The organism is Streptomyces africanus (assembly GCF_002150735.1).
GTDB lineage: Bacteria > Actinomycetota > Actinomycetes > Streptomycetales > Streptomycetaceae > Streptomyces > Streptomyces africanus.
The window spans coordinates 1-17,148 of record NZ_MUKA01000081.1 but is presented as its reverse complement, the minus strand read 5'-3'; the positions used below and the strand labels follow the sequence as shown (position 1 = coordinate 17,148).

Sequence of the window (17,148 nt, the reverse complement as noted above, 5' to 3'; positions counted from 1 at the left end):
GGAACCGCGGCCGTAGCTGCGCACGGACGACTACTTGTCGTCCTCGCCACGCTTGAGCGCCTCCATGGCGCGCGTCGTGACGTCCTCCACCTTGCCGAGCGCGGAGATCGTGACCACCAGGCCCTGGGCCTTGTAGTAGTCGATGATCGGCTCGGTCTGCGTGTGGTAGACCTCCAGGCGCGTCCGCACCGTCTCCTCGGAGTCGTCGTCCCGCTGGTACAGCTCGCCGCCGCAGACGTCGCAGACGCCTTCCTTGGCCGGCTGCTTGTACGTGACGTGGAAGACGTGCGAGGAGTCGTTGCGGCAGATGCGGCGGCCGGCGATCCGCTTGACCACCTCGTCCTCGGGGACCTCCAGGTCCAGCACCGCGTCGAGCTGCATGCTCTCGGTCTCGAGCAGCTCGTCGAGCGCCTCGGCCTGGGAGACGTTGCGCGGGAAGCCGTCCAGCAGGAAGCCGTTCTCGGCGTCCGGCTGCTCCATGCGGTCCTTCGCCATCGCGATGGTGACCTCGTCGGGCACGAGATTGCCCGCGTCCATGTAGGACTTCGCCAGTTTGCCGAGTTCCGTCTGCTGGCTGATGTTGGCCCGGAACAGGTCGCCCGTGGAGATGTGCGGGATCGACAGGTTCTTGGCCAGGAACGCGGCCTGCGTTCCCTTACCGGCACCCGGCGGCCCGACGAGGACGATACGCATCAGCGGAGGAACCCTTCGTAATTGCGCTGCTGGAGCTGGCTCTCGATCTGCTTCACCGTCTCGAGACCGACACCCACGATGATCAGGATGCTGGTGCCGCCGAACGGGAAGTTCTGGTTTGCCCCAAAACCAACCAACGCCATCGTCGGCACGAGAGCGATCAGACCCAGGTACAGCGAACCCGGCCAGGTGATCCGGTTGAGCACGTAGCTCAGGTACTCAGCGGTCGGCCGGCCAGCCCGGATGCCCGGGATGAAGCCACCATACTTCTTCATGTTGTCGGCGACTTCCTCGGGGTTGAAGGAGATCGCGACGTAGAAGAATGCGAAGAAAACGATCAGCAGGAAGTACGAAACGATGTAATACGGGTGGTCGCCCTTGACGAAGTGTTGCTCGATCCAGGTTTTCCAGCCCGAGGTGCCTCCGGCGAACTGGGCGATCAGCGCCGGGATGTAGAGCAGCGACGAGGCGAAGATGACGGGAATCACACCCGCCTGGTTCACCTTCAGCGGGATGTACGTGGACGTACCACCGTAGGAACGGCGGCCGATCATGCGCTTGGCGTACTGAACCGGGATGCGGCGCTGGGCCTGCTCGACGAAGACCACCAGGCCGACCATGACGAGGCCGACCGCGATGACGGTGCCGAACTCGATCCAGCCGTCGGCCAGGGAGCCCTGCTCCTTGATGGCCCACAGGGCGGACGGGAAGGTGGCGGCGATCGAGATGAACATCAGGATCGACATGCCGTTGCCGATGCCGCGGTCGGTGATGAGCTCGCCGAGCCACATCACGAACGCCGTACCGGCGGTCATGGTGATGACCATGGTGATGGTGACGAAGATCGACTGGTCCGGGACGATCTGGCTGGCCACCGGGCAGCCCTGGAACAGAGCGCCGCTGCGGGCGGTGGCGACGAGGCCGGTGCCCTGAAGGATGGCGAGGGCCACCGTCAGGTATCGGGTGTACTGCGTGATCTTCGCCGTACCGGCCTGGCCCTCCTTCTTCAGGGCTTCCAGGCGCGGAATCACCACGGTCAGCAGCTGCAGAATGATGCTCGCCGTGATGTACGGCATGATGCCCAGCGCGAAGATCGTGATCTGCAGCAGCGCGCCGCCGCTGAACATGTTGACCAGACCGAACAGGCCCTGGTTGGCCTGGGCATTGTCGATACAGGTCTGGACGTTCCGGTAGTCGACACCCGGGATCGGGATGTGCGTACCGACCCGGTAGACCACGATGATGCCGAGCGTGAAGAGCAGCTTCTTGCGCAGGTCGGGCGTCTTGAACGCCCGGGCGAACGCGGTGAGCACGGTGCCTCCTGCGACCCCCGCGCAACTGCGTCAAGGGTGACGGTCTTGAGGTTCGACGAATAAGTAACGGGCAGCTACCGCTCAGAGTGCCCGAAGTGCAGCACCCTGTGAAAGTGGGCAGTGCAGGCCACCTTACCGGCGAGACTGCCGCCCTAGGAACGACCAACCGGGGATACCCCATTTGTGGGGTATCCCCGGTCGGGATCGCTCAGGTCATCGAGACGCCTGTGGGGTTCAGACGAGCTCGGTGACGGAACCGCCGGCGGCGGTGATCTTCTCCTTGGCGGAGCCGGAGACGGCGTCGACCGTCACCTGCAGCGCCACGGAGATCTCGCCCTGGCCGAGGACCTTGACGAGGCTGTTCTTGCGAACAGCGCCCTTGGCCACCAGCGACTCGACGGTGACCTCGCCACCCTCGGGGTAGAGGGAGGCCAGCTTGTCGAGGTTCACGACCTGGTACTCGGTCTTGAACGGGTTCTTGAAGCCCTTCAGCTTCGGGAGACGCATGTGGAGGGGCATCTGGCCACCCTCGAAGCGCTCCGGAACCTGGTAGCGGGCCTTCGTACCCTTGGTACCACGACCGGCCGTCTTACCCTTCGACGCCTCACCACGACCGACACGGGTCTTGGCGGTCTTGGCGCCCGGGGCGGGACGGAGGTTGTGGATCTTGAGCGGGTTGTTCTCCGCCATGATCAGTCGACCTCCTCGACCGTCACGAGGTGGCGGACGGTGTGCACCATGCCGCGGAACTCGGGGCGGTCCTCCTTGACGACCTGCGTGTTGATGCCCTTGAGACCAAGGGAACGCAGGGTGTCACGGTGGTTCTGCTTGCTGCCGATGTAGGACTTGACCTGCGTGATCTTGAGCTGCGCCATGATTACGCACCCGCCCCGGCACGCGCACGCAGGAGAGCCGCGGGGGCGACGTCCTCGAGGGGCAGACCACGGCGGGCCGCGATCTCCTCGGGACGCTGCAGGCCCTTCAGGGCCTCCACGGTGGCGTGCACGATGTTGATCGCGTTGTCGGAGCCGAGCGACTTCGACAGCACGTCGTGGATACCGGCGCACTCGAGCACGGCACGCACCGGACCACCGGCGATAACACCGGTACCGGGCGACGCGGGCTTGAGCAGGACGACGCCGGCAGCCTTCTCACCCTGGATGGGGTGCGGGATGGTGCCCTGGATGCGGGGGACCTTGAAGAAGTGCTTCTTGGCCTCCTCAACGCCCTTGGCGATGGCGGCCGGCACCTCCTTGGCCTTGCCGTATCCGACACCCACGGTGCCGTCACCGTCGCCCACCACGACCAGCGCGGTGAAGCTGAAGCGACGACCACCCTTCACAACCTTGGCGACGCGGTTGATCGCGACAACGCGCTCAACGTACGCGGTCTTCTCGGCGGCAGCTGCGCCGCCGTCACGGCCCTTCCGGTCCCGCCGCTCGCCGCCACCGGCACCGCCACCGCGGCGCTGGGGTCCAGCCATTGGAATTACCTCTCTCTGTCTCCGCTAGCTACGGAACCAGGACTCAGAACTTGAGTCCGGCCTCGCGGGCGGCGTCCGCCAGGGCGGCGATGCGCCCCGCGTACTGGTTACCACCACGGTCGAACACGACGGCCTCGACACCGGCGGCCTTGGCGCGCTCGGCGACCAGGGCGCCGACCTGCTTGGCCTGCGCGGACTTGTCGCCCTCGCCACCGCGGATCGAGCTGTCCAGGGTGGACGCCGACGCCAGGGTGTGACCCTTGATGTCGTCGATCACCTGGGCCACGATGTGGCGGTTCGAGCGGGTAACGACCAGACGCGGACGCTCCGCCGTACCGTTGATGTGCTTACGGATCCGGATGTGGCGGCGCTTGATCGCGGCGCGCTTGTAGGCGTCGCCCTTAAGGATCTTCTGTCCGTATGCCATGGCTTACTTACCCGCCTTTCCGACCTTGCGGCGGATGACTTCGCCCTCGTACTTGACGCCCTTGGCCTTGTACGGGTCGGGCCTGCGCAGCTTGCGGATGTTGGCCGCAACCTCGCCGACCTTCTGCTTGTCGATGCCCTCGACCGAGAAACGGGTCGGGGACTCCACCTTGAAGGTGATGCCCTCGGGGGCCTCGACCAGGATCGGGTGGCTGTAGCCGAGGGAGAACTCCAGGTTGGAGCCCTTCGCCACGACGCGGTAGCCGACACCGCTGATTTCGAGCTTCTTGACGTATCCCTGGGTCACACCGGTGATCATGTTCGCCACCAGCGTGCGGGACAGGCCGTGCAGGGCCTTGCTCTGCCGCTCGTCGTTGGGCCGCAGCACCTGAAGGGTGCCGTCCTCGGCCTTGGCGATGTCGATCGGCGCGATGACGGTGTGGGTCAATTCGCCCTTGGGGCCCTTGACCGCGACCGTACGGCCGTCGATGGTGACGTCCACGCCGGCGGGAACCGGGATGGGGAGCTTGCCGATACGCGACATTGTGTCTCTCCTCCGTTCCCGAACTACCAGACGTAGGCGAGGACTTCCCCACCCACGCCCTTCTTCTGCGCCTGCTTGTCGGTCAGGAGACCGTGGGACGTGGAGATGATGGCCACGCCCAGGCCGCCGAGCACCTTCGGCAGGTTGGTGGACTTCGCGTACACCCGGAGACCGGGCTTGGAGATCCGCTTGATCCCCGCGATGGAGCGCTCACGGTTGGGGCCGAACTTCAGCTCCAGGACGAGGTTCTTGCCGACCTCGGCGTCCTCGACCTTCCAGCCCGTGATGAAGCCCTCCTGCTGGAGGATCTCCGCGATGTGCGACTTGATCTTCGAGTGCGGCATCGCCACGGAGTCGTGGTACGCCGAGTTCGCGTTCCGCAGACGCGTCAGCATGTCTGCGATCGGATCAGTCATGGTCATGAATTGGCCTTCGGCCTCTCTCGCCGGGGTTTCCTGGTGCGCCATCCCTCTCCCCGATCCGAGACGGGACGGGTGCGGCGCGGTGGACCTACGGCGTAGTAAGTCGTAAGGGCGGCGGCAGACGCCCAACCCCACAAGCCTAAGGCATGTGAGCTGGACGTCCTGCCGCCCCAGATGCTTACCGAGAGCCCTGCTAATCCCTGATTGAGGGGATTACCAGGAGCTCTTGGTCACGCCCGGCAGCTCGCCACGGTGAGCCATCTCACGAAGGCACACGCGGCACAGGCCGAACTTGCGGTACACGGAGTGCGGGCGGCCGCAGCGCTGGCAGCGGGTGTAGCCACGCACACCGAACTTGGGCTTGCGAGCAGCCTTGGCAATCAGAGCCTTCTTCGCCATCTCGCTCACGCCTCCTTGAAGGGGAAGCCGAGGTGACGAAGGAGCGCGCGGCCCTCAGCGTCGTTGGTCGCCGTGGTGACCACGGTGATGTCCATACCCCGGACGCGGTCGATCTTGTCCTGGTCGATCTCGTGGAACATGACCTGCTCCGTGAGACCGAAGGTGTAGTTGCCACGGCCGTCGAACTGCTTGGGGGACAGGCCGCGGAAGTCGCGGATGCGCGGCAGCGCGAGCGACAGGGTGCGGTCCAGGAACTCCCACATGCGGTCGCCACGGAGCGTGACGTGGGCACCGATCGGCTGGCCCTCACGCAGCTTGAACTGCGCGATGGACTTGCGGGCCTTGGTGACGGCCGGCTTCTGACCGGTGATCGTGGTGAGGTCGCGGATGGCGCCCTCGATCAGCTTGGAGTCGCGGGCGGCGTCGCCCACACCCATGTTGACCACGATCTTGACGAGACCGGGGATCTGCATGACGTTCTCGTACTTGAACTCGTCACGCAGCTTGCCCGTGATCTCCTCACGGTACTTCTGCTTCAGGCGCGGAGTGGTGGTGGTCGTCATCAGATGTCCTCACCCGTCCGCTTGGCAACGCGGATCTTGTTGCCTTCGTCGTCGAAGCGGTAACCGACGCGGGTCACGACCTTCTTGCCGTCCTTCTCCACGACCAGCTGGACGTTGGAGACGTGGATCGGCGCCTCGGTGGTGACGATGCCGCCGGCCTGCGAACCGCGAGCCGTCGGACCGGCCTTGGTGTGCTTCTTGACCCGGTTGACACCCTCGACCAGGACACGGTCCTCACGGGGGAAGGCCGCGATGACCTTGCCCTGCTTGCCCTTGTCCTTACCGGTGATGACCTGGACCAGGTCCCCCTTCTTGATCTTCATGCTCACAGCACCTCCGGCGCGAGGGAGATGATCTTCATGAACTTCTTCTCGCGCAGCTCACGGCCGACCGGGCCGAAGATACGGGTGCCACGAGGGTCGCCGTCGTTCTTCAGAATGACGGCGGCGTTCTCGTCGAAGCGGATGTACGAGCCGTCCGGACGGCGGCGCTCCTTGACGGTGCGAACGATGACCGCCTTGACGACGTCACCCTTCTTCACGTTGCCACCGGGGATCGCGTCCTTGACGGTGGCGACGATGACGTCACCGATACCCGCGTAGCGGCGACCGGAGCCGCCGAGCACACGGATGCAGAGGATCTCCTTCGCACCCGTGTTGTCGGCGACACGCAGTCGCGACTCCTGCTGGATCACGTCTATCTCCTGGTTGTCTGCCGGTTCCCGCAGGGCCCTTTCGGGACGCACCTGCGAGCCTGGCGGAACTGTCCTGCGGGGTAGCCCCCGAAGGAATTACTTAGGCCTCTTCGGGCGAAAACCCACACCGGGGGCCGCATGGCCGCCCCCGGCGGGGGTCAGCAGGGGGCTCGCGCCCCCCGCTTGGTTACTTCGCCTTCTCGAGGATCTCCACGACGCGCCAGCGCTTCGTCGCCGAGAGCGGACGGGTCTCCATCAGGAGAACCCGGTCGCCGACGCCGGCGGCGTTCTGCTCGTCGTGCGCCTTGAGCTTGTTCGTACGGCGGATGACCTTGCCGTACAGCGCGTGCTTGACGCGGTCCTCGACGGCGACGACGACGGTCTTGTCCATCTTGTCGCTGACGACCAGACCCTCACGGGTCTTGCGGAATCCGCGGTCCGTCTTGGTCTCTTCAGTCACGTTGCTCTCGCTCATCAGGCGCTCTCCACCGTCTCGATGCCCAGCTCGCGCTCACGCATCAGGGTGTAGATCCGCGCGATGTCCTTGCGGACGGCCTTGAGCCGACCGTGGTTCTCGAGCTGGCCCGTCGCCGCCTGGAAGCGGAGGTTGAACAGCTCTTCCTTGGCCTCGCGGAGCTTGTTGAGCAGCTCCTCGTTGCCCAGCTCGCGCAGCTCGGACGCCTTGGTACCGGCCGACATCACGCTTCACCTGCCTCGCGCTTGACGATCTTGCACTTCATCGGCAGCTTGTGAGCCGCACGGGTCAGGGCCTCGCGCGCGATCTTCTCGTTGGGGTACGACAGCTCGAACATCACGCGTCCGGGCTTGACGTTGGCCACCCACCACTCCGGCGAGCCCTTACCGGAACCCATGCGGGTCTCGGCCGGCTTCTTGGTGAGGGGGCGGTCCGGGTAGATGTTGATCCAGACCTTGCCACCACGCTTGATGTGACGCGTCATGGCGATACGAGCGGCCTCGATCTGGCGGTTCGTCACATAGGCCGGGGTCAGCGCCTGGATGCCGTACTCGCCGAACGCAACCTGCGTGCCACCCTTGGACATGCCGTTGCGCTTGGGGTGGTGCTGCTTGCGGTGCTTGACCCTACGGGGGATCAGCATGTCGGTCAGGCCTCCGTTCCGGTGCTCTCAGCCGGAGCGGCGGACGCGGGAGCCTCGGCCTTGGGGGCCTCGGCGCCGGCAGCCTGCTGCGGCTTGCGACCGCGCCGCTCGCCACCGCGGCCACCACGGGCCGGGCGGTCGGCACCGCCGCGGGCCGGGCGGTTACCCGCACGGGCAGCGGCGTTCTCGGCGCGGACCTCGGCGATGTTCTTGACGTCGCCCTTGTAGATCCAGACCTTCACGCCGATGCGGCCGAAGGTCGTCTTGGCCTCGAAGAAGCCGTAGTCCACGTTCGCGCGGAGCGTGTGCAGGGGCACACGGCCCTCGCGGTAGAACTCCGAGCGGGACATCTCGGCGCCACCGAGGCGGCCACCGCACTGGATCTTGATGCCCTTGGCGCCGGCCTTCATCGCCGACTGCATGCTCTTACGCATGGCGCGGCGGAAGGAGACGCGGGAGGAGAGCTGCTCGGCGACGGCCTGGGCGACCAGCTGAGCGTCGGTCTCGGGGTTCTTGACCTCGAGGATGTTCAGCTGGACCTGCTTGCCGGTGAGCTTCTCGAGGTCACCGCGGATGCGGTCGGCCTCGGCGCCGCGGCGGCCGATGACGATGCCCGGACGAGCGGTGTGGATGTCCACACGCACACGGTCACGGGTGCGCTCGATCTCGACCTTGGAGATGCCGGCGCGCTCCATGCCGGACGTCATCATCCGACGGATGGCGACGTCTTCCTTGACGTAGTCCTTGTACAGCTTGTCGGCGTACCAGCGCGACTTGAAGTCGGTCGTAACGCCGAGCCGGAACCCGTGCGGGTTTACCTTCTGGCCCATTACCGGGTTCCTTCCTTGCTGCTGACGACCACGGTGATGTGGCTGGTCCGCTTGCGGATCCGGTAGGCACGGCCCTGGGCGCGCGGACGGAACCGCTTCAGGGTCGGGCCCTCGTCGACGTAGGCCTCGGAGATGTAGAGGCTGTCGACATCGGTGTGGTCGTAGTTGTGCGCGGCGTTGGCGATGGCGCTGTCCAGCACCTTGCCGACCGGCACGCTCGCGGCCTGCGGGGCGAAACGCAGGACCGCCTGAGCCTCCGTGGCGTTGAGGCCACGGATGAGGTCCACCACGCGGCGGGCCTTCATGGGCGTGACGCGGATGTACCGCGCCTGGGCCCTGGCTTCCATGGTTGTCCTTCCAGTGTCTGTCATGGTCATTCCACCCCGCGCTTAGCGGCGCTTCGACTTCCGGTCGTCCTTGACGTGACCCCGGAAGGTGCGCGTCGGCGAGAACTCGCCGAGCTTGTGGCCGACCATCGACTCGGTGACAAACACCGGAATGTGGGTCTTGCCGTTGTGCACCGCGAGCGTGTGGCCGAGCATGGCCGGCACGATCATCGAGCGACGGGACCAGGTCTTGATGACGTTCTTGGTACCGGCTTCGTTCTGCGCGTCCACCTTCTTGATCAGGTGGTCGTCGACGAAGGGTCCCTTCTTCAAGCTACGAGGCATCTCAACCCGTCCTTAGCGCTTCTTGTTCGTCTTGCGGCGGCGGACGATGTACTTGTTCGACGCCTTCTTGGGCGAACGAGTACGGCCTTCCTTCTTGCCCCAAGGGGACACCGGGTGGCGACCACCCGAGGTACGGCCTTCGCCACCACCGTGCGGGTGGTCCACCGGGTTCATGACCACACCACGCACGGTCGGGCGAACGCCCAGCCAGCGCTTACGGCCCGCCTTACCCCAGTTGATGTTGCTCTGCTCGGCGTTGCCGACCTCGCCGACCGTGGCGCGGCAGCGCTGGTCGACCAGGCGGATCTCACCGGACGGCATGCGGAGGTGGGCCATCGAGCCCTCCTTCGCGAGCAGCTGCACCGAGGCGCCGGCGGAGCGGGCGAACTTCGCGCCGCCGCCCGGACGCAGCTCGATGGCGTGCAGCGTGGTACCGACCGGGATGTTGCGCAGGGCCAGGTTGTTGCCCGGCTTGATGTCGGCCCCGGGACCGTTCTCGACGCGGTCGCCCTGCGACAGGCCACGCGGCGCGAGGATGTAGCGCTTCTCGCCGTCCGCGTAGTGCAGCAGCGCGATGCGCGCGGTGCGGTTGGGGTCGTACTCGATGTGCGCGACCTTCGCCGGCACGCCGTCCTTGTCGTGACGACGGAAGTCGATCACGCGGTAGGCGCGCTTGTGGCCACCACCCTGGTGGCGGACGGTCACACGACCGGAGTTGTTACGGCCACCCTTGCTGTGCAGGGGGCGGACCAACGACTTCTCCGGCGTGGACCGCGTGACCTCGACGAAGTCGGCGACGCTGGCACCACGACGGCCAGGAGTCGTCGGCTTGTACTTGCGGATACCCATTTCTCAGTCCTCGTCCGATTCCGGACGATCCTGACCGCTTACGCGGTCGGACCGCCGAAGATGTCGATACGGTCGCCCTCGGCGAGGGTCACGATCGCGCGCTTGGTGGACGCGCGCTGGCCGAAGCCCGTGCGGGTCCGCTTGCGCTTGCCCTGGCGGTTGATCGTGTTGACCCCGGTGACCTTGACCGAGAAGACCGCCTGGACGGCCTGCTTGATCTGGGTCTTGTTGGCGCTCGGGTCCACGACGAACGTGTACTTGCCCTCGTCGAGGAGCGCGTAGCTCTTCTCCGAGACGACCGGCTTGAGCAGCACGTCACGGGGGTCCGTGAAGGACTTGCTCAGCGGGGTCTCGACGGTGTTCTTGCCCTCGGTGGCGTGGCGACGCGCCTTCTTGACGCGAGCCTCCTTGGCCTTCTTCGCGGCCTTCGAGGCGATAGCGGGGTGACGGATGGCCATCAGACCTCGCTCCCTTCGGTGTCGTTGGCCTTCGGGCCGGCGACGAAGGACTCGAAAGCGGCCTTGGTGAAGACCACGTCGTCCGAGACGAGAACGTCGTACGTGTTCAGCTGGCCCGGCTCCAGGATGTGGACCTGGGGCAGGTTGCGGGCGGACAGCCACGCGGCCTCGTCGGCGCGGTCGACGACCAGGAGCAGGTTCTTGCGCTCGCTGATCTTGCCGAACAGGCTCTTGGCGGCCTTCGTGGACGGCGTCTCGCCCTCGATCACGCCGGAGACGACGTGGATGCGGTTGTGACGGGCCCGGTCGGTGAGGGCGTGACGCAGCGCGGCAGCCTTCATCTTCTTGGGCGTCCGCTGCGAGTAGTCACGCGGCACGGGACCGTGCACGACGCCACCACCGGCGAACTGCGGCGCGCGGGTCGAACCCTGACGGGCGCGACCGGTGCCCTTCTGGCGGTACGGCTTCTTGCCACCGCCGCGGACCTCGCCACGGGTCTTGGTCTTGTGCGTGCCCTGGCGGGCAGCGGCCAGCTGTGCGACGACGACCTGGTGGATCAGCGGAATGCTGACCTTCTCGACGTCGAAGATCTCCGCGGGGAGCTCGACGGAACCGGCCTTGTCGCCCGCCGGCGAAAGGATGTCAACAGTGCTCATTACCTCAGGCCCCCTTGGCCGCGGTGCGGACCAGGACGAGGCCGCCGTTCGGACCGGGAACCGCGCCCTTGATGAGCAGCAGACCCTTCTCCGCGTCAACGGCGTGGACGGTCAGGTTCTGGGTGGTGACCCGCTCGTTGCCCATGCGACCCGCCATGCGGAGGCCCTTGAACACACGGCCCGGGGTGGCGCAGCCACCGATGGAACCGGGAGAGCGGTGCTTGCGCTGGGTGCCGTGTCCGGCGCCGAGGCCACGGAAGTTGTGGCGCTTCATGACACCGGCGAAGCCCTTGCCCTTGCTCTTGCCGGTCACGTCGACCTTCACGCCGGCCTCGAACACCTCAGCGGTGATCTCCTGGCCCAGCGTGTACTCGGAGGCGTCCGCGGTGCGGATCTCGACGAGGTGGCGACGGGGGGTGACGTCGGCCTTGGCGAAGTGGCCCTTGAGGGGCTTGTTCACCTTGCGCGGGTCGATCTCGCCGAAAGCGATCTGGACGGACTCGTAGCCGTCGACATCGTTCGTACGGACCTGGGTGACGACGTTGGGGCCGGCCTTGACGACGGTGACCGGGACGACGCGGTTGTTCGCGTCCCACACCTGCGTCATGCCGAGCTTCTCGCCCAGGATGCCCTTGATCTGCTTAGCCATCTCTCAGATCACCGGCCTCAGAGCTTGATCTCGATGTCGACACCGGCCGGGAGGTCGAGTCGCATCAGAGAGTCAACGGTCTTGGGGGTGGGGTCGAGGATGTCGATCAGGCGCTTGTGCGTGCGCATCTCGAAGTGCTCGCGCGAGTCCTTGTACTTGTGCGGCGACTTGATGACGCAGTACACGTTCTTCTCAGTGGGCAGCGGCACCGGGCCCGCGACCGACGCACCAGTACGCGTCACCGTCTCGACGATCTTCTTCGCCGAGCTGTCGATGACCTCGTGGTCGTAGGCCTTGAGCCGGATGCGGATCTTCTGTCCCGCCATGGCTACTCAGTAGTCCTGTCTCTCGTAACGCTCTGGAACCCGGTGTTCCATTTCTCTTCCCTCTCCGACCCACGCGGTCGGGCGTGTCGCTCTCCCGCTGACACAGATGTCCCTTGTTCGAACATCCCTGCGGGATTGCACACGGCCCTTCCGGTACCGCGAGCCGGAGGCGAAAGCCCACCGGGTGCCTGGCCGGCGCCGCACTGACACTTCCCGAAAGATTCCCGTACGTCCGCCCCAGCGCTGCCGTGTGGCAGTTAGGGCGACGAGTACTGTGGGACTCGCTTCCGGTCCCCCCGGCGGGAGGCGCGCAGCATCAACACTCGACCGAGCAACTCGGACAGTCTGCCATACGGGGCACGGCGGACGCCAATCGAGCCGGAGAGAATACCCCGGGGGTGACGTAGGTCAAACCGAGGCGGCCGTGGGCCCGCCGAAGGACGCCAGGAAGTCATCGACAACACTCCTGGAGAACGGGTCCGTATCCGGGTCCTCGGGCGTGACGATGCTGACGGCGTAGTACTCGGACAGGAGGAGCACCGTCCCTTCGACGGCTGCCTCGTCCTCCGGGGAGGAAGCATGGACCCCGGAAACCGTCGTCGCGTGCAGAGGCTGCGCGTGATGACGGTAGAAGACGGCATAGGGCCCTTGTCCCTGAGTGTCGAGGGCGTAGCCGTGTTCCTCCCAGAAATCCTCCATCTCTTGGCCGGAGCTGAACGTGACGATGCCCGAGAGGCCATCTTCCTCCGGTTCGGGCAACCGCCAGTCGGCCGGGACGCCGGGCGCAAGCGGTTCCCCGTAGAGGAACATCCCTGGCCACCGCTGCTGGCCGAGTCGCACGAAACGACGCATACCCTCGGGGAACGACGCGTCCACGACGAAGTCGGTCGAATGTCCTGTGAGATCCATGAGAGTGCCTCGCGGTGGTGTGGAGTGTCTGCGGCCGGTGCTTCGCTCAGGCCTTCCAGCCCGATGTCGGACCGTGATACCTGATCGCGTCGCGAGGGATGGCCACGTCGCTGTTGGAGAACCAGATGTGATCGCGACCACCCCTGAGGCGCCCCGAGAAGAGTTTCTTCTCGACCTCGAACTCGATCATGTACTCGCTCTTTTCCTTGGTGAGACCGAGGTAGGACTTGAAGCCGCCGGGCTTCTTGGCGATGTCGGCCGGGCTCATGGGCGTTACATAGACCGCTGTCGCGTTCTTGCTCTTGGTGTTCCTCGGGACCTTGAGGGTGATGCCGTCCTTGCCGCCACCACCCATGATCTTGTTGTAGCCGGTCTTGTCCGTGTAGTGCCGGATGACTGCCTTGCACGAAGGCGCGAGGCCCAGCGGGTCGATCCACACGAGCGGGTTGACGACGTAGGCGTGGTGGTGCGGTGCCGGTTCCAGACCAAGCGGGTCAGGGCTGTGGTAGCGGGCCGTTGCCGGGTCGTAGTAGCGGTGGTGGTTGTAGTGCAGCCCCGTTTCGGCGTCGAAGTACTGCCCCGGAAAACGCAGCGGGCAGTCGGCCGTGCCCGGGGACGGGTCCCGCAGCGGCAGGCCCCAGAGGGTGCGGTGGGAACGCCATGCCGTGTGTCCTGACTCGTCGACGAGCTCGGTGGGCGTGCCGACGAGGTCGGTGACGATGGAGTAGAACCGCTCGTCCACCGACGCGTCGTCGGCCTGCCGCTGGCCGGAACGGGTGCGCTGGACCAGGGGCCGGTCCCCGCCCGGTTCCCAGTCCCAAGTGGTGAGGCGCTTCTCGCCGTCCCCTTCACCGTCAGAGCAGCTCTCCTCGGCCAGCCGTGTGCCGTCCCACACGAAGGCGGTGCGCTCGACCACCGCCGTGCCGTCCGCGGAGAGGAGTTCCTTCGCTATGCGTCTGCCCAGGGGGTCGTACCGGTAACGCCAGTGACGCCCGTCGGGGGTCGTCACGGAGCGCAGACGGTCCTCCGCATCCCAGGTGAAGAGCCAGGTGCGGGTCCCGCCGGAGAGGAGGGCGCGCGTGTGACGGACCACGCGTCCCTGGGCGTCGTGCTCGTACCGAGACCGTCCGGCGGTATGCACCAGTGTGCCGCTGTAGGCCATCGGCCCCTGGACCTCGGCGTCCCTGTCGCCGGCCGTCGCGGACGTGTCGGAATGGATCAGGTTGCCCAGGACGTCGTAGGCGTACGTCTCCCGCCGGTTCGTGCCAGTGACCGAGGTGACGCGTCCGGTCGGGTCGAGCTCGTAGGCCACGGCGCCCGTATCGGAGTCGGTGATGGCGCTGGGCAGGCCGTCGGGCCGATAGGAGTAGCGCCGGTCGATGCCGTGGGCCGCGCCTTCCGGTGTCCGCACGGTTTGGGAGCGCAGTCGATGGCCGGCGGCGCTCCATTCCTGGAGGAGTGACGCTCCCGTTGGAAGGGACCGCAGGACCTCGTGTCCCGCCTCGTCGTACCCGAACCCGACCGTCCGGCCGGAGCCGCGCAGTTCAACCGGCTGGTGAGCGGCGTCGTACCGCCACTCGCTGAGCGCTCCGCCAGGGGTCCGACGTTGCAGACGGCGACCCACGGCGTCGTATGAGTTGGTCAGGGTCCGGCCGTTACAGCTCTCCGTCAGCACGCGGCCGAGCGGGTCGTACGTGAAGCGGAGCTCCGCATCTTGGTTGACCGCCCGGACGAGGCCTCCGGCCTGGTCGTACTCGAAGGTCGTGACACGGCCTTCCGAGTCCTGCTGCTCGACCACCCGGTCGAGGAGGTCATGGCGGTAACGGACGGTCTGCCCAGCGCCGTTGGTGCGCTCGGTGATGCGGTTCGCCGCGTCGTAGCGGTAGGTGACGACCCTGCCGTTGAAGTCCGTCTCACGGACGACGTTGCCCAGGGGGTCGTACTCGTACGTCCAGGTCTGGCCGAGGGCGTTACGGACGCACACGGGGCGGAGCTCGGTGTCGTAGGTGAACTCGATCCGGCTGCCGTCCGGGGCCGTTCGGGCCGCAGTTCTGTCGAAGGGGGCGGGTTCGAACCAGGTGACTTGGTCCCGCCCGTCGGTGTGGGTGAGGAGATTACCCTCGGCGTCGTAGGTCCACCGCTCGACGGAACCGTCGGGATGAGCCCGCTGCGCCGGGCGCCCCTCGGTCGTCCAGCGGACAACGGTCGTTCCGCCGTCGGGCTCGACGACCTCCCGGACACGGCCGAACGCATCGTATGCGAAGCGCGTGGCTGCCCCTAGTGGAGAGAGCACCGTCGTCGGAAGTCCCGCGGCGTTGCTGCGCACCCGGCTCACGTTGCCGAGCGCGTCGGTGACCGAAGCGACCGCACCGCGCTCGTCATAGCCGTAATCAGTGGTCGCGCCGGCGGGGTCCGTGATCGTGACGACGTTTCCACGCTCGTCGTACGCGTACTGCCACCGGGCACCGTCCTGTTCAGTGGTCGAGGTCAGTGCACCATCGGTGTCGTACGCGTACGCGGCGAAGCTGCCGTCGGGGTGGACGACCCGGAGGGCATTGCCCATCGCGTCGTACTCGTAGGAGGTGGTCCGGCCGAGCGGGTCGGTGAGGGAGAGGAGATTGTCGTACCGGTCCCAGGTACGGGTCGTGGTGTGCCCGAGCGGGTCGGTCTCGGCTACGAGCTGATAGGCGTCGTTGAAGCGATAAGTGGTGCTGTGGCCGAGTGAGTTCGTCGCCACGGAGGTGTGGTTCTCCGTGTCATAGACGTACGTGTAGTCGAGGATGCCGTCCTTGCCGGTGGTGCGGGTGCAGCGGCTCGCAGAGTCGTACGTGTAGCGGTACCAGGTCCCGGTGCGGTCGTCCCATCCGGTGATGCGGCGCTGGGCGTCGTAGGAGAGCCGCAGCGGCAGCCCGGAGGCGTTGTAGACCTCCGTGAGGTTGGCCTCGGCGTCGTATGCATAACGCATGAGAATCGGCTGCTCGGGGTCACTGAGCAGAGTGAACGCTGTGATCCGGTCCTGGTCCGTGGCCACGCCGATGCGATAGCCGCCCGTGTGCGTGATCTCTTGGAGGCCCCCGTCGGACCCGTACGCCAGCTCGATGGCGTTGCCATTGCGGTCACTGACCATGGTCAGCGGCAGCTCGGCGGCCGATCGAGCGGGCAGCGGCCGGAAGTTGAGGGTCAGGCCGGAGTCAGGCTGGCGCACGGTCATCGTGCCGTCGTCCGATCCGTCCCACTCCAGCGGCCAGCGTGGCCCCTCGACCGGCTGAACAGGGACACCCTGCTCCGGGACCGGATAGGTGAGGACCATGCCGTCGGCCGTGGTGAAGCGGACGCCGTCGGGGTCGAGAATCAGTCGCTGGTCCAGCGTGGACGCCCAAGCGGGTCCGAACCAGTGGCCGGACCGGAGGCCCGTGCGGTGGTGGCGCTCCAGTTCAAGGGGGAGTACGCCGTCCAGGACGAAGTCCGTTTCGGACATGACCATCTGGCCGGTGGCCATGTCGATCGGGTCGCCGCAGGTGACGAGTTTCTTCATCTGTCGGCTGAGCGCTCGGGTGCCTTTACCCAACCCCTTGACGCCGAGTGCCATGCCCTTGAGACCGGTCTTGCCGAAGGCCTTCAGACCCTTGGCGAGTCCGCCCAGAGTGGTCAGGCCCTTCATGCCGGGTATGCAGTCCAGCGCGGCGAACCCGACATCCCATAGGGACGCTTGCCCCTTTGAGTATTTGTAGAGGGTGTCCGCGAGGACGACCGCCGCCGCGATCAGCACGATCGCGCCCAGGATCGGCCCACCGATGATCATCGCGACGATCCCGAGGACGGTCACGACGACCTTGCAGACCGCGACGATGTTGTCCCAGTTGTCCGTGAACCAGTCGCCGACCTCCTCCCACCACGACCGGTTCTGAATACCGGCGTCGGAGGCCTCGTCGATCTTCGACTTCGCCTCGCGGGCGGCCTCATCGCGCATCTTGCGCGCGTCCTCGGCCATCTTCTTGGCCGCGGCGAGAGCGTCCTGCGCGTCGGACACGTCCGACTGGGCCTTGGACTGGGCCGACTTGGCGTGCTGCACATCCCGGGTGGCCGCCCGGACCTTCGCCTCGTCCGGCTTCTCGGCGTTCTTGCTGCCGGTCGGGTCGTCCTTG

25 protein-coding genes are annotated in these 17,148 nt (G+C 66.4%); all 25 read right to left on the bottom strand.

Features of this window, described 5'->3' with window-relative positions; translation table 11 throughout:
* Positions 1-30: 30 nt before the first annotated feature.
* Positions 31-693: an adenylate kinase gene (locus tag CCL05_RS13160; protein ID WP_086560687.1), complete on the bottom strand. Its 663-nt coding sequence runs from the start codon at positions 691-693 to the stop codon at positions 31-33.
* On the bottom strand, positions 693-2,006 hold the full coding sequence (gene secY / locus CCL05_RS13155; RefSeq protein WP_086560686.1) for a preprotein translocase subunit SecY: 1,314 nt from the start codon (positions 2,004-2,006) through the stop codon (positions 693-695). The genes CCL05_RS13160 and secY overlap by 1 nt, the downstream gene beginning before the upstream one ends.
* Positions 2,007-2,240: 234 nt before the next feature.
* Positions 2,241-2,696 carry a 50S ribosomal protein L15 gene (rplO, locus tag CCL05_RS13150; RefSeq protein ID WP_086560685.1) on the bottom strand — a complete coding sequence of 152 codons (456 nt, stop codon included), beginning with the start codon at positions 2,694-2,696 and terminating at the stop codon, positions 2,241-2,243.
* Positions 2,697-2,698: 2 nt separating this feature from the next.
* Positions 2,699-2,881 (bottom strand): 50S ribosomal protein L30, encoded by a 183-nt coding sequence (gene rpmD / locus CCL05_RS13145; RefSeq protein ID WP_003974250.1) that lies wholly within the window; start codon positions 2,879-2,881, stop codon positions 2,699-2,701.
* Between the two features lie 2 nt (positions 2,882-2,883).
* Entirely contained in the window at positions 2,884-3,489 is a 606-nt protein-coding gene (gene rpsE / locus CCL05_RS13140; RefSeq protein WP_009190144.1) for a 30S ribosomal protein S5, read from the bottom strand.
* Positions 3,490-3,532: 43 nt separating this feature from the next.
* Entirely contained in the window at positions 3,533-3,916 is a 384-nt protein-coding gene (rplR, locus tag CCL05_RS13135) for a 50S ribosomal protein L18 (protein WP_003992369.1), read from the bottom strand.
* Positions 3,917-3,919: 3 nt separating this feature from the next.
* The gene (gene rplF, locus CCL05_RS13130) at positions 3,920-4,459 is read right to left on the bottom strand and encodes a 50S ribosomal protein L6 (RefSeq protein ID WP_010036705.1); all 540 of its coding nucleotides are present in this window, start codon (positions 4,457-4,459) and stop codon (positions 3,920-3,922) included.
* 23 nt (positions 4,460-4,482) lie between these two features.
* On the bottom strand, positions 4,483-4,881 hold the full coding sequence (gene rpsH / locus CCL05_RS13125) for a 30S ribosomal protein S8 (RefSeq protein ID WP_003992367.1): 399 nt from the start codon (positions 4,879-4,881) through the stop codon (positions 4,483-4,485).
* Positions 4,882-5,094: 213 nt separating this feature from the next.
* Positions 5,095-5,280, bottom strand: a complete 186-nt coding sequence (locus CCL05_RS13115; RefSeq protein WP_003948630.1) for a type Z 30S ribosomal protein S14 — start codon at positions 5,278-5,280, stop codon at positions 5,095-5,097.
* A 5-nt stretch (positions 5,281-5,285) separates the two neighbouring features.
* The gene (rplE, locus tag CCL05_RS13110) at positions 5,286-5,843 is read right to left on the bottom strand and encodes a 50S ribosomal protein L5 (protein ID WP_010036711.1); all 558 of its coding nucleotides are present in this window, start codon (positions 5,841-5,843) and stop codon (positions 5,286-5,288) included.
* On the bottom strand, positions 5,843-6,166 hold the full coding sequence (gene rplX, locus CCL05_RS13105; RefSeq protein ID WP_010036713.1) for a 50S ribosomal protein L24: 324 nt from the start codon (positions 6,164-6,166) through the stop codon (positions 5,843-5,845). The genes rplE and rplX overlap by 1 nt, the downstream gene beginning before the upstream one ends.
* 2 nt (positions 6,167-6,168) lie before the next feature.
* A complete protein-coding gene (rplN, locus tag CCL05_RS13100; protein WP_003998823.1) occupies positions 6,169-6,537 on the bottom strand; it encodes a 50S ribosomal protein L14 in 369 nt (122 codons plus the stop codon).
* A 187-nt stretch (positions 6,538-6,724) separates the two neighbouring features.
* Positions 6,725-7,012, bottom strand: a complete 288-nt coding sequence (gene rpsQ / locus CCL05_RS13095) for a 30S ribosomal protein S17 (RefSeq protein WP_010036717.1) — start codon at positions 7,010-7,012, stop codon at positions 6,725-6,727.
* A complete protein-coding gene (rpmC, locus tag CCL05_RS13090; protein WP_010036720.1) occupies positions 7,012-7,236 on the bottom strand; it encodes a 50S ribosomal protein L29 in 225 nt (74 codons plus the stop codon). Before rpmC ends, rpsQ begins: the two co-directional genes overlap by 1 nt.
* Complete coding sequence (rplP, locus tag CCL05_RS13085; protein ID WP_004984526.1) at positions 7,236-7,655, bottom strand: 50S ribosomal protein L16; 420 nt, start codon at positions 7,653-7,655, stop codon at positions 7,236-7,238. The genes rpmC and rplP overlap by 1 nt, the downstream gene beginning before the upstream one ends.
* Before the next feature lie 5 nt (positions 7,656-7,660).
* Entirely contained in the window at positions 7,661-8,485 is an 825-nt protein-coding gene (rpsC, locus tag CCL05_RS13080; protein ID WP_086560684.1) for a 30S ribosomal protein S3, read from the bottom strand.
* Positions 8,485-8,832, bottom strand: a complete 348-nt coding sequence (rplV, locus tag CCL05_RS13075) for a 50S ribosomal protein L22 (RefSeq protein ID WP_010036727.1) — start codon at positions 8,830-8,832, stop codon at positions 8,485-8,487. Before rplV ends, rpsC begins: the two co-directional genes overlap by 1 nt.
* A 42-nt stretch (positions 8,833-8,874) precedes the next feature.
* Positions 8,875-9,156: a 30S ribosomal protein S19 gene (rpsS, locus tag CCL05_RS13070; RefSeq protein WP_003992359.1), complete on the bottom strand. Its 282-nt coding sequence runs from the start codon at positions 9,154-9,156 to the stop codon at positions 8,875-8,877.
* A gap of 12 nt (positions 9,157-9,168) precedes the next feature.
* Positions 9,169-10,005: a 50S ribosomal protein L2 gene (gene rplB / locus CCL05_RS13065; protein WP_086560683.1), complete on the bottom strand. Its 837-nt coding sequence runs from the start codon at positions 10,003-10,005 to the stop codon at positions 9,169-9,171.
* Between the two features lie 38 nt (positions 10,006-10,043).
* Positions 10,044-10,463 (bottom strand): 50S ribosomal protein L23, encoded by a 420-nt coding sequence (gene rplW / locus CCL05_RS13060; protein WP_086560682.1) that lies wholly within the window; start codon positions 10,461-10,463, stop codon positions 10,044-10,046.
* A complete protein-coding gene (gene rplD, locus CCL05_RS13055; protein ID WP_086560681.1) occupies positions 10,463-11,119 on the bottom strand; it encodes a 50S ribosomal protein L4 in 657 nt (218 codons plus the stop codon). Before rplD ends, rplW begins: the two co-directional genes overlap by 1 nt.
* A 4-nt stretch (positions 11,120-11,123) precedes the next feature.
* A complete protein-coding gene (gene rplC, locus CCL05_RS13050; protein ID WP_010036739.1) occupies positions 11,124-11,768 on the bottom strand; it encodes a 50S ribosomal protein L3 in 645 nt (214 codons plus the stop codon).
* Positions 11,769-11,785: 17 nt separating this feature from the next.
* Positions 11,786-12,094, bottom strand: a complete 309-nt coding sequence (rpsJ, locus tag CCL05_RS13045) for a 30S ribosomal protein S10 (protein WP_003948644.1) — start codon at positions 12,092-12,094, stop codon at positions 11,786-11,788.
* A 408-nt stretch (positions 12,095-12,502) separates the two neighbouring features.
* Positions 12,503-13,003 carry a hypothetical protein gene (locus tag CCL05_RS13040; protein WP_086560680.1) on the bottom strand — a complete coding sequence of 167 codons (501 nt, stop codon included), beginning with the start codon at positions 13,001-13,003 and terminating at the stop codon, positions 12,503-12,505.
* A gap of 46 nt (positions 13,004-13,049) precedes the next feature.
* The coding region (locus CCL05_RS13035; RefSeq protein ID WP_086560679.1) for a DUF6531 domain-containing protein at positions 13,050-17,148 on the bottom strand (4,099 nt) is incomplete at its 5' end.